The 13,919-nt window shown below is 72.3% G+C and carries 13 protein-coding genes; 8 read left to right on the top strand and 5 right to left on the bottom strand.

The features are described 5' to 3' along the window. Positions 1 to 3 precede the first annotated feature (3 nt). Genes ABTW72_RS28940 through ABTW72_RS28930 form a run of 3 tightly spaced genes read right to left on the bottom strand, consistent with a single transcriptional unit; the run spans position 4 to position 2,614 of the window. Entirely contained in the window at positions 4 to 513 is a 510-nt protein-coding gene (locus ABTW72_RS28940; protein WP_350864285.1) for an acetyl-CoA carboxylase biotin carboxyl carrier protein, read from the bottom strand. A 17-nt stretch (positions 514 to 530) separates the two neighbouring features. Then, positions 531 to 2,279 (bottom strand): acetyl-CoA carboxylase carboxyltransferase subunit alpha, encoded by a 1,749-nt coding sequence (locus ABTW72_RS28935; RefSeq protein WP_350864047.1) that lies wholly within the window; start codon positions 2,277 to 2,279, stop codon positions 531 to 533. After that, positions 2,276 to 2,614 (bottom strand): TcmI family type II polyketide cyclase, encoded by a 339-nt coding sequence (locus ABTW72_RS28930; RefSeq protein ID WP_238685782.1) that lies wholly within the window; start codon positions 2,612 to 2,614, stop codon positions 2,276 to 2,278. The genes ABTW72_RS28935 and ABTW72_RS28930 overlap by 4 nt, the downstream gene beginning before the upstream one ends. Before the next feature lie 424 nt (positions 2,615 to 3,038). Between ABTW72_RS28930 and ABTW72_RS28925 the strand changes: the two genes are divergently transcribed. The 4 genes from ABTW72_RS28925 (at position 3,039) to ABTW72_RS32755 (ending at position 7,175) form a co-directional block, all read left to right on the top strand. After that, positions 3,039 to 3,836, top strand: coding sequence for an AfsR/SARP family transcriptional regulator (locus tag ABTW72_RS28925; RefSeq protein WP_350864044.1), 798 nt, complete (start codon positions 3,039 to 3,041; stop codon positions 3,834 to 3,836). Between the two features lie 130 nt (positions 3,837 to 3,966). Beyond that, complete coding sequence (locus ABTW72_RS28920) at positions 3,967 to 4,377, top strand: TcmI family type II polyketide cyclase (protein WP_350864041.1); 411 nt, start codon at positions 3,967 to 3,969, stop codon at positions 4,375 to 4,377. A gap of 1 nt (position 4,378) precedes the next feature. After that, entirely contained in the window at positions 4,379 to 5,728 is a 1,350-nt protein-coding gene (locus tag ABTW72_RS28915) for an FAD-dependent oxidoreductase (protein WP_350864039.1), read from the top strand. 277 nt (positions 5,729 to 6,005) lie between these two features. Further along, positions 6,006 to 7,175, top strand: a complete 1,170-nt coding sequence (locus ABTW72_RS32755) for a helix-hairpin-helix domain-containing protein (protein WP_502892261.1) — start codon at positions 6,006 to 6,008, stop codon at positions 7,173 to 7,175. A 390-nt stretch (positions 7,176 to 7,565) separates the two neighbouring features. On the opposite strand, the gene ABTW72_RS28905 is transcribed toward ABTW72_RS32755, so the two are convergent. Then, positions 7,566 to 8,282, bottom strand: a complete 717-nt coding sequence (locus ABTW72_RS28905) for an isocitrate lyase/PEP mutase family protein (RefSeq protein ID WP_350864037.1) — start codon at positions 8,280 to 8,282, stop codon at positions 7,566 to 7,568. Between the two features lie 263 nt (positions 8,283 to 8,545). Between ABTW72_RS28905 and ABTW72_RS28900 the strand changes: the two genes are divergently transcribed. Further along, positions 8,546 to 9,136, top strand: a complete 591-nt coding sequence (locus tag ABTW72_RS28900; protein ID WP_350864034.1) for a TetR/AcrR family transcriptional regulator — start codon at positions 8,546 to 8,548, stop codon at positions 9,134 to 9,136. A 22-nt stretch (positions 9,137 to 9,158) separates the two neighbouring features. Here ABTW72_RS28900 and ABTW72_RS28895 read toward each other — a convergent pair whose 3' ends face one another. Beyond that, positions 9,159 to 9,461 (bottom strand): GNAT family N-acetyltransferase, encoded by a 303-nt coding sequence (locus tag ABTW72_RS28895; protein WP_350864031.1) that lies wholly within the window; start codon positions 9,459 to 9,461, stop codon positions 9,159 to 9,161. 152 nt (positions 9,462 to 9,613) lie between these two features. On the opposite strand from ABTW72_RS28895, the gene ABTW72_RS28890 reads away from it, so the two are divergent. From ABTW72_RS28890 to ABTW72_RS28880, 3 genes are all read left to right on the top strand, one after another. Next, positions 9,614 to 10,309 (top strand): DUF1223 domain-containing protein, encoded by a 696-nt coding sequence (locus ABTW72_RS28890; protein WP_350864028.1) that lies wholly within the window; start codon positions 9,614 to 9,616, stop codon positions 10,307 to 10,309. Positions 10,310 to 10,349: 40 nt separating this feature from the next. Next, entirely contained in the window at positions 10,350 to 10,748 is a 399-nt protein-coding gene (locus ABTW72_RS28885) for an MmcQ/YjbR family DNA-binding protein (protein WP_350864025.1), read from the top strand. 157 nt (positions 10,749 to 10,905) lie between these two features. Continuing rightward, the gene (locus ABTW72_RS28880) at positions 10,906 to 13,773 is read left to right on the top strand and encodes a glycosyl hydrolase (protein WP_350864022.1); all 2,868 of its coding nucleotides are present in this window, start codon (positions 10,906 to 10,908) and stop codon (positions 13,771 to 13,773) included. The last annotated feature ends 146 nt before the right edge of the window (positions 13,774 to 13,919 follow it).

Here is a 13,919-nt window from a genome sequence, read left to right as displayed (position 1 = left end):
CCGTCATGCCGGGTCCAGTTCGACGAGCGGCTGGTCGTACTCGACCGGCTGGCCGTCCTCGACGAGGATCGCGGCCACCCGGCCGGCCCGGTCGGCGATCACCTCGTTCATCAGCTTCATCGCCTCGACGATGGCCACCGGCTGGCCGGGGCGGACCAGGTCGCCCACCGCGACGAACGGCCGCGCGCCGGGCTCCGGCGCCCGGTAGAAGGTGCCGACGATCGGTGCCCGCACCGCGGCGCGCCCAGGCACCGGCGGCCGGAGCACCGCAGGTGGGGCATCGGGCGCCGGCACGACCGCCGGCGCCGCCTCGGCCCGGGGCAGGGGTACGTCCGGTCGGGTCACGTCCTCGGGGTGCCACTCGACCTCCAGCACCGCCGGCCCGCTGCGCAGCCGGATCCGGCGCACCGGCCCGGCCAGCTCGGCGATCAGGTGCTGCGCCTGCCGGCGCAGCCCGGCCAGCGCCTCCTCGCCGTCCACCCCCACGTCGTCGGACGCGTCGACTGTCGACAGCGCCCGGTCGCCGGCGGTCACCGCAGGTCCGCCCGGGCGCCGACGCGGTTCGCGCCGAACCGTCGGAAGCGTTGCCGACGCAGGCGGACCAGCATGGCCGGCGGCACGTCCAGCAGCGGCAGGAGGTTGGCCAGCAGGGCGGCGCGCAACCGGTGGGCGGTGTCCGCCGGGTCGTCGTGCGCGGCACTCGACGGCTCCGACACGACCTCGTCGACCACCCCGAGCCGGCGCAGGTCGGGCGCTGTCAGTCGCAACGCGCGGGCGGCCTGTGGCGCCGCGGACCGGTCCGGCCAGAGGATCGCCGCACACCCCTCGGGGCTGATCACCGAGTAGACGGCGTTCTCCAGCATCAGCACCCGGTCGGCCACCGCCAGCGCCAACGCGCCGCCGCTGCCGCCCTCACCGGTGATCACCGCGAGCACGGGAGTGGGCAGCACGGTGAGGGTGAGGATGTTCTCGGCGATGGCCGCCGCCTGGCCCTGCTCCTCGGCGCTCACCCCGGGGTCGGCGCCGGGGGTGTCCACGAGGGTGACCACGGGCAGGCCGAGGCGGGCCGCCAGGCGCATGAGCCGCAGCGCCTTGCGGTGCCCGGCCGGGCTGGCCATGCCGAAGTTGCGGGCGACCAGCTCGGCGGTGGTGTGCCCCTTCTGGTGACCGATGACCATCACGTACCGACCGGCCAACCGGGCCACCCCACCCACGATGGCCGGGCAGTCCGCGCCGAGCCGATCGCCGTGCAGCTCCACGAACCCGTCGAAGACGGAGTCCAGGTAGTCCAGTGTGGTGGGCCGCCCGGGGTGCCGCGCCATCCGGACGGTGTCCCACGCGTCGCGTACCGCCGGGGTGCCGTCGTCTCCCTCGGCCGCCGGGTCCGCCGGCCGCGCCAGGGCCGCGCCGTCGTCGGCGAGGCGCTCGCGGCGCGACGCCGGCTCCTGCCGGGGTACGGGCGGACGTGCCGGACGGCCGGCGCGGGTCGCGGCGAGCAGCGCCATCAGCCGCCCGCGCAGCGACCGGCGCTGCACCACCATGTCGACCTGCCCGTGTCGGAGCAGGAAGTCTGCGGTCTGGAAGCCCTCCGGCAGGGCCCGCCCGGTGATCTGACGGATCACCCGGGGGCCGGCGAAGCCCATCCGCGCGCCGCTCTCGGCGAGCACCAGATCGGTGTTGGTGGCGAACGAGGCGGCCACCCCGCCGTAGGTCGGGTCGGTGAGGACGCTCACGGTGAGCAGCCCCGCCTCGCGCAACGCGGCGATGGCCTGACTGACGGTCGCCATCTGCATCAACGACAGCGCGCCCTCCTGCATCCGCGCCCCGCCGGAGGCGGTGATCAGGACGAGCGGGGTGCGGTCGTCCAGCGCCCGTTCGGCCGCCCGGGTGATCAGCTCGCCCACCGCGCAGCCCAGGCTGCCACCGAGGAAGCGGAAGTCCATCACCGCCAGGGCCACCGGGTGTCCACCGATGGTGGCGGTGGCGCAGACGACCCCCTCGGCAAGACCCGTGCTGGCCCGCGCGCCGGTGAGTCGGTGCGGGTACGGCAGCACGTCGACGAAGTCGAGCGGGTCCGCCTCCGGCAGCCGGTCGGCCAGCAGGCGCAGCGAACCCGGGTCGACCAGTTGGCGCAGGCGTTCCGGCGCGCCGAGTCGGGAATGCTCCCCGCACTCCGGGCAGACGTCGAGGTTGCGGCGCAGCCGTTTGCGGTAGAGCAGGCTGGCGCAACCGGCGCAGCGGGACCAGAGCTGCTCTTCGCGCGGCGCGGTGGCCGTCACGACCGCCGCCCGGCGTCCGGGGCGTCGAACCGGTAGAAGCACCGCGCCATGGCGTCGCGCGGCGAGCGCCAGGTCGACAGGTACGGCGACACGTACGGGCGCAGGCGGTCACTGACCCGGATGAACTCGGGATGGTCACGAGCGGCCTCCACCGCACCCTCCGCCGGCTGCGCGGTCTCGAGCAGGTGCACATAGAGGTCGTGCAGTCGGTACAGCGAGCGGTGCCGGACACCGACCAGGCGCGGCAGCTCCGTCGCGTCCGACTCGGCGAAGATCTCGGCGACCCGCTCCTCGGCGGTCGGATCCACCTTCGCGACGATCAGCGATCGGTCCATACTGGGCCTCCCCCCACAGCGTCCGGCCGGCGACGGGTGGCCCCCGGACGCGCTGGACGACTGCCGACACGATGCGCCGATCCTCGTCACGGCGGCGTCACCGCGCCGGGTCGGCCAGCGACGGATGGTGGTGACGCTGCGTTGACGCAACCTGTGTATCAGCTATGCGCCGGGCGCGCTCCACGCGCTAATGTTTGTGCAGTTCAGAACCGATCTCGGGTTGGCTGTCACTAACAGAAGGCCACGCTGGCGTTGACGCAACGTGACCGTTATTGATAATCTTCAGCGTGGTCAGTCCGGCGGCCTCGGCGGGTGGGGCCGCGCCCCGCCACGCCGCGATCGGCGGGGTCGACAGTGGCGTCGAGGGCAACCGATCCGGGACACAGCAGACAGTCGGGACGAGCGTTCCGCAGGGGGTGCCGCCGTGGCCGCTGATCCGTCCGTGCCGACCGCCGGAGACCCGCCCGAGGAGGGCGTCTCACTGCACCTGCTAGGCGGCTTCCGACTTCTCCGCGAGGCGGTGCCGGTCGTGGTGCCGCGCGGGCTGCAACGGGTGATCGCGCTGATCGGGCTCCGCCCTGGCGCCACCCGCAGCCAACTCGCCGGGCTGCTCTGGCCCGACGCGTCGGAGGAACGGGCGCTGTCCTCACTACGCACCGCCCTGTGGCGGCTACGACAGGATCCTTGCTGCCCGATGACCGTGGCCAGCGACACCGTACGCCTCGGCCCGGCGGTCCGGCTCGACGTGGACGACCTGGTCGGCACCGCGGCCCGGGTCCGGGACGGCGACGACCCGCGCACCGCCGCCGGGGCGCTCGCCGCCGGGCGGCACGACCTCCTGCCCGGCTGGTACGACGACTGGGTGCTGCTGGACCGGGAACGCCTGCGCCAACTCCGCCTGCACATGCTGGAACAGGTGGCCGGGCACCACCTGGCCGCGGGGCGACACGGCGAGGCCCTGGAAGCCGCGCTGGAGGCGATGGCCGCCGAGCCGTTACGGGAGACACCACACCGACTGGTGGTCCGCATCCACCTGGCCGAGGGCAACGCCTTCGAAGCAGTGCACGCCTTCTACGTCTACCGGGACCTGTTGCGCCGGGAGCTGCGGCTGGAGCCGAGCCCTGCCATGAGCGCCCTGCTCGACGACACCCTCGCCCCGATCCGACAGGCCAGCCGCGAGGCCATCTCCGACCGCCCGTCACCGGCCGTTCGACGTACGTGACGGCGGTGCCCGTCACCGCCCGGTCGGCGTACGTGACGGTGATGTGACAGTCGCTGCGGCACGGTGGGCGCACAGAGCACGTGGCACCGATCCCCGAGGGGTTGGGCAGGCCACCGGCGGAAGGGGTCCCATGAGTCGTCTACTGATCGTCAGCCGGATCATCCCGGGAGCGGAGGGGCGGGTCGCGCAGATCTTCGCCGAGTCCGACGCCACCGAACTGCCCAGCCTGACCGGTGTCACGCACCGATCCCTGTACTGCCTGCACGACCTGTGCGTACACCTGCTGGAGACCTCGGACGACGTCGACCCGGACGCGCTCGCGGCGGCCCGCAACCACCCGCTCTTCCGACAGGTCAACGAGCGGCTCTCCGCGCACACGTCGCCGTACCTGCCGACCTGGCGTTCCCCCCGGGACGCGATCGCCGGCTGCTTCTACCGGTGGGACGCGACCGAGGCGCCAGCAGCGCGCCCAACCAGCACCGACGTGCCCACCGCGCGCCCGTCCGTTACCGAGGCGCCCGCCGCACACCCGGCCGGCTGACATGTCCGCCGCGCCGCCGCACGTCCTGATCATCGGCGCGGGCACGGGCGGCCTGTGCCTGGCGCACGGCCTGCGCCGCGCCGGGATCAGCGTCGCCGTCTACGAACGGCACCGCGACCGCGCCGAGGGGCTGCTCGGCTACCGGGTCGGCATCGGCCCCACCGGTAGCCGGGCGCTGCGGGAATGCCTGCCCCCGGAACTGTTCGCCACCTTCCTGGCCACCTGCGCCCGGCCGCCGCACTACTTCAACGTCGTCACCCAGGGGCTCCGCCAGACCGCGTCGTTCGCGCTGCGGCCGAGCGCCGACCCGGTCCGCACCGAACACTCGGTGGCCCGGATGGTGCTGCGCCAGGTGCTGCTGACCGGCCTGGAGGACGTGGTGCACTTCGACAAGACCTTCACCCGGTACGAGCAGCGCGACGACGGCACGGTCACCGCGCATTTCGCCGACGGCACCAGCGCCACCGGCGACCTGCTGGTGGCGGCCGACGGCACCCATTCCGCCGTACGCCGCCAGTACCTGCCGCACGCCGTCACCCGCGACGCCGGGACGATCAACATCGCCACCCGGATCCCGCTGACCCCGCACACCCGCGGTCTCATTCCGGAGCGGGTCCAGCAAGGCATCTCGCTGATCTTCGGCGTCGGCGGCATGATGGGCGTGCTGCACGTCATGGAGTTCAAGTGGGACGCCGAACGCGCGATCAAGCCCGGCGTCAGCGAGCCCGACGCCGCTCTGCTCAAAGACTGGCCCGGCCTGGCCCACGACACCACCACCGACAACATCAATCTGATCATCTGGAGTGCGGCCAACCGATTTCCGGCCGACATCATGGAACGCCGCGGTGAGGACCTGGTGCAGGTCGCCCTGGACCTCACCGCGAACTGGCACCCGCACCTACGGGAACTGCTCGCCCACGCGGACCCGGCCAGCGCCCTACCGATCAAAGTGTCCACGTCCGAGCCGGTGCCGCCCTGGAAGAGCAGCACCGTCACCATGCTCGGCGACGCCATCCACACCATGACCCCGGGTCGGGGCGTGGGCGCGAACACGGCGTTGCGCGACGCTCGCCTGCTCTGCGCACAGCTCAGCCGTGCCACCGCCGGCGACAAGACTCTGCTCCAGGCGGTCGCCGACTACGAGGCCGTGATGGCGCCGTACGGCTTCGCCCGGGTCGCCGAATCGCTGAACCGCAGCGGCACCAGCGGCGACGACCGCATGTACCGACCGGTGGTGGGTCGGCTCGCGCTGCTCGGCGCACGCGGCTACTTCGGAGTGACCAGCCGGATACCACGCCTCCGTCGCCGGTTCGTCGACGACTTCCACACCTACGAGGGCGACCGGGACTGAACCCGCATCGCCGGACCCGGGCTCGGCGTCCCACGCCGGGCCCGGGTCTCATCGTGTCCGGAGCGCTCTGCCCGACCGATCCGTGCCGGGCCGGTCTCGTTACGTCGAGTCCGGGTGTGACCGGGCGACGCTCTGTTACCCGGCAGGCACCGGCTGAGGTGGCTGGTCGACGGGCAACGCCGACGGCCGATCCTGCCTGTCGTCGGCAATACGCGTGTGCAAAGCTGCGGCGAGTTTTTCTCGTGACTTTTCCAACGAGCTGAGAGGGAGGTTCGCCGTGGCGTGGTCTTTCGGACACTCGCTGATAGTGGTACTGGCACTGTTGCTGGGCCTGGCCGCCGGGTGGCTGCTGCGCGGCCGACGGGGCGTACAGGGCAATTCGATTGTGGATGGTGACCCCGTCGCCGGTCTGGCCGTGATCACCCCGCCCACGCCGGCTGCCACCACCGACGAGGCCCAGCCTGCGGCCGCCGTCGATCCGGCGCCCACCGCGGTCGCCGACGAGCCGGTACCGGTCGACACGGTCAGCGCGCCAGCCGCGCTGACCGAACGGGACGGTCCCACCCCGGTGCCCGTGCCGGCGGAGGCTCCGAGCACCGTCGACCCGGCGGACATGGCGCTGACCGAGGACCCGCCGCCCGTACCGGCCACCGAGCAGTCCGACGCCGCTGAGCTGCGGCAGGAGCCGGGTGTGGACTCGACCCCCGAGCCGGTCACTGTCGACGACCAGCCCGCCCCGGCGGCCGTCGTCGCCCCCCGCCAGCCGGCGGACGACCTCCCGTCCGCCGACACCACGCCGATCGACACGACGCCGGCTGACCATGCTTCGATCGACGATGCGCCGGTCGCGGCCAACACCGCGCCCGCCGACGATGCGCCGGTCGGGACCGCGCCCGTCGACAGCACGCCGATCGACTCGACGCCGGCCGACGACATGCCGGCCGACGACATGCCGGCCGACGACGTGGAGACCAGGGCCGCGGCGGTCGACGCAACGCCGGCAGAGGCGTTGGCGGGCGCAGGACCGTCCGATGCCGAGCCAGTGCAGGCCGACTCGGTGAACGCCGAGCCTGCGGTTGCCGCTGCGGTCGCCGAGCGACAGGCGGAGGCCACGCCTCCGGTCCGGCCGACCACCAGCGCGACCCCTCCGGTCCGTTCGGCCGCCAACACGGCGATCGACAGCGTCGACGCCGACCCGACGGGCCCGGCCGACGACTTCCGCCGGATCCAGGGGATCGGGCCGAAGATGGCGGCCGCGTTGCAGGACGCTGGCGTGCGCACGTACGGCCAGCTCGGCGAGTTGGACGAGCCGGCGCTGCGCGACCTGATCCGGGCCGCTGGCCTGCGCGCCGCACCTGGGCTGGCCAGCTGGCCGCAGCAGGCACGCGTGCTCGCCGGTGCCGCCGACGAGATGGCAGCGGTACTGCCGAGCGGCAACCAGGCCTGACCGCCTGCATCCGAGCCCCCGGCAGCCGTCCACCGCGACGGCACGCCGGGGGCTCGGCCGTAGCTGCCGTAACTCCTCCGCCGCCCACCGCGCTGGGTGATCGACTCGGCCTTCAGGAAACCGCGTGATCCACCCGACCGGGACACCCCCACTTCCAGAAACCCGAGTCGATCACCCACCGAGCTGCCGCACACCCCCGCCCTCGCCGCACGGCGCACGGAGACCGGTGGACCTCCCCCAAGATCGTGCTCGATCCTGGATGTAGTGGTGTCGGGCGCGGCGGATGCCCCTACATCCAGGATGTTGCGCGATCTCGCGACGGCGGAAGCCCCTGCGGCCGACCTGCCGAGCGGCGCGGCGGCGCGACGGCCACGCGGGTGACGTCCAGGGTCAGGCGCGGAGCTCGGCCGCGAGGTCGCCGATCGACGCCATGGCGTACCGCTGCATTCCTGGACCGAAGGTGATGCGCGTGGCACCCTGCCGGCCCAGCTCGGCCACGGATTCCCGGTCCGGTCCGGCGGCCATGTTGATCGGCCCGGAGATGCCCTCCCGCAGCTGCGGGAGCACCTGCGGCGGCGCCAGGATCGGGTAGACGCAGTCGGCGCCGGCAGCCACGTACAGGCGGGCGCGTTCCACAGCGTCGGCCGGGTCACCCGTTCCGACCAGGAAGGTGTCGACGCGGGCGTTGATGAAGAGAGCGTCGCCCGCCTCCGCGCGCACCTCGGCCAGCCAGTCGGCGTGCCGCCGGGGGTCCTTGAGGGTGGCGTCCCCCTCCGAGTCCTCCAGGTTGCAGCCGACGGCGCCGGCCTCCATCAGCCGTCCGACCAGCTCGCGGGGGGCGAGGCCGTATCCGCCCTCGACGTCGGCGGACACCGGAACGGACACGGCGCGCACGATGCGCGCGACCGCCGCGAACATCTCGTCCGGCGGGGTCGCGCCGTCGTCGTAGCCGAGCGAGGCGGCGACGCCCGCGCTCGGGGTCGCGAGCGCCGGGTAACCGGCGTCGGCCAGCACCCGGGCGCTGGCCGCGTCCCAGGGGCCCGGTAGAACGAGCGGGTTACCGGCGGCGCGGTCGTGGTGCAGGGCACGGAAGGTGGAGGCTGTCATGGCGTGGTCTCCCGACGGGGCTGCGGAGGGTGGGGCTCGGGCGGTGTGTCCGCCGTTGGAGTCAAGCACGGCGCCGGTGACGTACGAGGCCGCGGGGCTGGTCAGGAACGCGATGGCCGTGGCGGCGCCGAGACCGCGGGAACCGCCGGTGACGAGGGCGACCCGCCGGCGAGAGGCGGTGTCGCGGGTTGGTCCCCCGGTGACCTGATCGGTCCACCCGACCCTTGGTGGACCGACCGGTCAACAATTGCTATCCTGGTCAGATGGCCAGGCCACGGCAGTTCGACGAGGAGCAGGTGATCCGCGCCGTCCGGGACCAGTTCTGGGACGCCGGCTACGCGGCGACCTCGCTGGAGGACCTGGTGCGCGTCAGCGGGCTGGGCAAGGGCAGCCTCTACGGCGCCTTCGGCGACAAACACCGGCTGTTCCTGAAGGCGCTGCGGGAATACACCGACACCAGCGGCGGCTACCTGCGCGAGATGCTCACCGCCGCTCCCCGCGCCCTGGACGCGCTGCGCGCGTTCGTCATGGCGCCGGTGAACGACCCGGGTGGTGCCGCGGCCCGGCGCGGCTGCCTCATGGCCAACAGCACATACGAACTCGCCACCAGCGACCCCGACGTCCTCGCCGAGGCGCGGCGCACCTACGAGGCGACGACCGCCCTGGTCGCCGAGAGCGTCGGACGGGCCCAGGACGAGGGCGACCTGCCGCGCGACGTCGACCCGGTCGAGACGGCGCGCGCGCTGCTCGCCGCACAGCAGGGCCTGGTGTTCATGGGGCGGACGGGGCTGGACATCGACACCCTGACCGCCACGGCCCGCACTCTCGCCGCCAAGCTCCTACCGGACGCCTGACGTCACCCGGCCGGAAGCGCGGTTATTTGATCTTGCGGGTGGACCGGACCACGATGCTCTCGTACTCCGGGTGCTTGACCACCCAGTCGGCGATGAACGGGCAGATCGGCACCACGGTCCGGCCCTTGCTCCGCGCGTCGTCCAGCACGGCCCGCGCCAGCGTCGACCCGACGCCCTTGCCCTCGTACGCCGGGTCGACCTCGGTGTGGGTGTAGGCGATGATCGAGCCGGTCAGCTGGTAGGTGACGAACCCGACGACCGCGTCCGCCTCGTCGCGCGCCTCGAAACGCTCCCGCGCCGGCGCGTCTGTCACGGTGAACTGCACCCGACCATCCAACCACCCGGCCCGGCGGCGCTCGCTGCGAGGCCGGCAGGGGACGCGACCCCACGCGCATTGTCCCGGCCGAAACGGGAAACGCAACGCCGCCGGGCACCGGGAAACGCCGCCGGGCACACCGTGGGAGGAGACACGCCACCATGACGAATCCATCGACGGACGGCGGCTTCGCCGTCGTCGAGATGTTCACGTCCCAGGGCTGTAACAGTTGCCCTCCCGCGGAGGAGTTGCTGAGCGAGATCGAGCGCGACGCCCGGGACCGGGGCCAGAACGTCTTCGCCCTCGGGTTCCACGTCGACTACTGGGACGACCTGGGCTGGCCCGACCAGTTCGCGGACGCGGCGTACACCGCGCGACAGGAGGCGTACGCCCGCGCGTTCGGCACCCGGGGTCTGTACACCCCGCAGATGGTCGTCAACGGCACCGTCGAGTTCGTCGGTTCCGATCGCCGCCGGGCGGCCGCCGCGATCATGTCCGCCATGGCCGCGACCGCCGCCACACCGCTGGCGCTCTCCATTGCCAACCTGGGCAATGACCGGGTGATGGTGGACTACCGGACCGAACAGCCGCCGGAGGGCGCGGTGTTGCAGATGGCGGTCGTGGAACGGGACCTGACCAGCGAGATCGCCCGGGGAGAGAACGCGGGGCGGACGCTACGGCAGGACAACGTCGTACGCGCCTTCAGGTCGGTGGGCCTGGACGCCGAGCGGGGGCAGGTGGAGCTTGCGACACCACCTGGCCTCGATCCGCGGAGCGCCAGCGTGGTCGGCTATGTCCAGGAGAACGGCGAACGGGCGATCGTCGGCGCCACGGCCGTCGAGCTGTCCACCGCGTAATCTCGACCCATGCGGATGGTGCGGGGTGCGAGGGGTCTCGGTGGCTGACGCGGACGACGTACGCCGGGTGGCGCTGGCCCTGCCGCACACGGTGGAGAACCCCAGTGACGGCTTCGACTTCCGGGTGGCCGACAAGGGCTTCGTCTGGTCCTATCCGGAGCGGGTACCGGGCAAGCCTCGGGTGATCCGGCTGGACATCGCGGTGCTGTTCGTCGGCGACGAGGCCGAGAAGCAGGCTCTCCTGCTCGGGGAGCCTGAGGTCTTCTTCACCGCACCCGGTTACGACGGCCTGCCCCTGGTGTTGCTGCGTCTGGCGGCGGTCGACCTGGACCGGTTGACCGAGCTGGTGACCGACGCGTGGCGGATGCGCGTGCCGGACGCACTGGTGAACGACCGTGCGGGCGAACTACTGGGCGACCGTGCGGGCGCCGGCAAATAGCGACATCAGCACGCAACGCGTTGGACACATTGACGGGGATCTCGGTACTCCATTACCGTGGCCGAGAGAGCGCTCTCTCACCTGACCTTCCCCCCAATTCAGACGCATAGCGCTGGACCCGGCAAGGGCCGCACCCGGCGCGCGCGATGGAGGCACGATGAAACCTCCCGTCCCCCACCGCCGATGGGCCCTGGCCGCCGCCACCGCGCTGGCCCTGGTCGTCGGCGGCCTCGCCATCCCCGTCACCCGCGCGGCCGAGGCCGCACCCGTCGGCGCCGGCAGCTACACCACCACCCCGGTCGGCCCGCTCCCCAGCGGCTGCGGCGCGATGTCCAGCAACCCCCGGCAGTTCGCCACCGCCAACGCGCCCGCCGGGCCGATCCCCACCAACGACTGGTGGTCCTCACTGCTGTGGAAGCGCACCGACTGCTCGTTCAGTGAGCCGCTGCACGCCCACCCGATCTCGTACGACACCTTTGGCGACGGGCTCGGCTTCTCCGCCAACTCCACGCCCGCCATCAGCGGCACCGCCACCGGCGTCGGCGAGTTCCACTACCCGTACGTGCAGGACATCCGGGTCGGTGTGGCCGGGCTCGCCGCTCCCCTGGTGAAGGTCGACGGCTGGACGGACTGGACGGTCAGCCCGCACTGGAGCGACGGCACGCGCACCATGCGCGCGACCATCGGCCACGGTCTGCCCTTCGCGTACTTTCAGACCACCGGGGGGAACGCGCAGATCAGCACCGCCGGCACCCCCGACGTCTGGTCCAACAGCGGCGCCACCATCGGCTTCCGGGTCAACGGCCACGACTACGTCGGGTTCGCGCCCAGCGGCGCCAGCTGGACCGTGGCGTCCGGCCGGATCTCGTCCACCCTGGCCGGCCGCGGCTACTTCTCCGTCGCACTGCTGCCGCCGACGTCCAGCGCGACGGAGCGCGCCGCGCTGGCCGCGACCTACGGTCAGTACGCGCACGCCCACGTCACCGGCACCCAGGTCTCGTACGCCTACAACCCCGCGACCAGCGGCCTGACCACCACGTACGCGTTCACCACTACCGCCCGGGAGGGCACCGCCACGCAGACCGTGGTCAGTCTCTACCCGCACCAGTGGAAGTCGCTGAGCGGTTCCACCGCGATCACGCCGACCTACCCGTCGGCGCGTGGCCGGATGAAGGTGCTCACCGGCGTCAACCAGTTCCGCACCGCCATGAAGTTCCAGGGCATCCTGCCGGAGCTGCCGGCCGTCGGTGACGGCAGCGGTGGGGACCTGTCGACGCTCACCGGGCACCTGGCCGCCACCCGCGCCAACCCGATGGACCAACGCGGCAACGACACCTACTGGACCGGCAAGGGGCTCGGCCGGGCCGCTCGGATCGCCGAGATCGCCGATCAGGTCAACGACACCACGACGCGTGACAGCGCGCTGAACGCGATCCGTAGCACGCTCACCGACTGGTTCACCGCGTCCAGCGGCAAGACCAGCCGGGTCTTCTACTACGACAACAACTGGGGCACCCTGATCGGCTACCCGGCGTCGTACGGGTCCGACCAGGAGCTCAACGACCACCACTTCCACTACGGCTACTACATCGCCGCCGCCGCGACCCTGGCGAAGTTCGACCCGGCCTGGGCGGCCACCAGCCGCTACGGCGGGATGGTCGACCTGCTGATCCGCGACGCCAACAACTACCGCCGCGGCGACCCCCAGTTCCCGTACCTGCGTGACTTCGACATCTACGCCGGGCACGACTGGGCGTCCGGGCACGGCTCCTTCGGCTCCGGCAACAACCAGGAGTCCTCGTCGGAGGGGATGAACTTCGCGAGCGCCCTCATCCAGTGGGGGCAGACGACGGGTAACACCGCCATCCGCGACGCCGGCGTCTTCCTCTACACCACCCAGGCCGCCGCCATCCAGGAGTACTGGTTCGACGTCAGCGACCAGAACTTCCCCGCCGCCTTCGGGCACTCGACGGTCGGCATGGTCTGGGGTGACGGCGGCGCGTACGCCACCTGGTTCAGCGGCGAGCCGGAGATGATCCAGGGCATCAACCTGCTGCCGGTCACCGGCGGTCATCTCTACCTGGGCAACAACCCGGCGTACGTGCGGACCAACTATGCCGAACTCGTCCGCAACAACGGCGGACAACCGACGGTGTGGCAGGACATCCTCTGGCAGTTCCAGGCCCTCGGCGACCCCGACGCGGCGCTGGCGAACCTCCGCGCGAACCCGGGCTACACCCCGGAGGAGGGCGAGAGCCGGGCGCACACGTTCCACTGGATCCGTAACCTCGCCGCCCTCGGCAATGTGGACACGACGGTGACCGGCAACCATCCGCTGTCCGCGGTCTTCTCCCGCAACGGGGCCCGCACCTACGTGGCGTCGAACCCGACGGCGACGCCGATCACTGTGACGTTCTCCAACGGCACCACGCTCGCCGTGGGAGCCGGCAAGACGGCCACCACCGGGGCGTACACCTGGAGTGGTGGCAACGCGGCCGGCGGCGTCCCCCCGACGACGCCGACGGACCCCCCGCCGACGACCACCCCGCCGCCGACCCCGGGCAACCCGACGCGGTACCTGCTGCCCGGAGGTGGGTTGGGCGCCGCCGGCAGCGCGGCCACGACGACGGTCGCGGCGGCAAACGGAAACCACGACGGTACGCCCACCAACGCCCAGGTCTTCACGGCGACCGGCCTCAACCTCGCCTACGCCGGCGGGCAGACGGCGTTCGACCTGTTCGTGGACGCCGGGACGGCGGTCGGCAACGGCGTGCAGGTGCGGGTCTCCTACGACCTCACCGGCAACGGCAGTTGGGAACGGGTGGAGACTCTGCGCTACTTCGCCACCGACCCGGTCACCGGCTACGAGCACTACACCCAGAACGCCGGCCTGTCCTCGGCCACCGGCACGTTGGGCACGCTGAGCAACGGCACGGTCCGGGTGGAGGTCTGGTCGGCGATCGGCAGCAACCCGACCACCCTGGGCATCGGCAACCAGTCGGTGCTGCGGCTTCCGTACTCCTGATCGACCCGTCCGAACGCGACACGACGTCGGCCGGTGTGGAGGACCGATCCTGGTCCTTCTCCTTGACAGTCTCGGCACCGAGCCGCACACCGAGCTGGGCGAAGCCGGTGTTGCACGACTCGGTGACCGCCTCCAGCAGGGTGACC

The organism is Micromonospora sp. NPDC127501, assembly GCF_040302185.1.
Lineage (GTDB): Bacteria > Actinomycetota > Actinomycetes > Mycobacteriales > Micromonosporaceae > Micromonospora.
The sequence above is the reverse complement of the archived record's forward strand: the minus strand, read 5'-3'. Positions and strand labels throughout refer to the sequence as shown.

What these genes read in the sequence shown, in the direction of transcription:
- ABTW72_RS28900 (WP_350864034.1), top strand. Translation starts at nt 8,546, where the DNA reads ATGGCCAGGCCACGGCAGTTCGACGAGGAGCAGGTGATCCGCGCCGTC.
- ABTW72_RS28930 (WP_238685782.1), bottom strand. Translation starts at nt 2,614, where the DNA reads ATGGACCGATCGCTGATCGTCGCGAAGGTGGATCCGACCGCCGAGGAG.
- ABTW72_RS28915 (WP_350864039.1), top strand. Translation starts at nt 4,379, where the DNA reads ATGTCCGCCGCGCCGCCGCACGTCCTGATCATCGGCGCGGGCACGGGC.
- ABTW72_RS28880 (WP_350864022.1), top strand. Translation starts at nt 10,906, where the DNA reads ATGAAACCTCCCGTCCCCCACCGCCGATGGGCCCTGGCCGCCGCCACC.
- ABTW72_RS28920 (WP_350864041.1), top strand. Translation starts at nt 3,967, where the DNA reads ATGAGTCGTCTACTGATCGTCAGCCGGATCATCCCGGGAGCGGAGGGG.
- ABTW72_RS28905 (WP_350864037.1), bottom strand. Translation starts at nt 8,282, where the DNA reads ATGACAGCCTCCACCTTCCGTGCCCTGCACCACGACCGCGCCGCCGGT.
- ABTW72_RS28890 (WP_350864028.1), top strand. Translation starts at nt 9,614, where the DNA reads ATGACGAATCCATCGACGGACGGCGGCTTCGCCGTCGTCGAGATGTTC.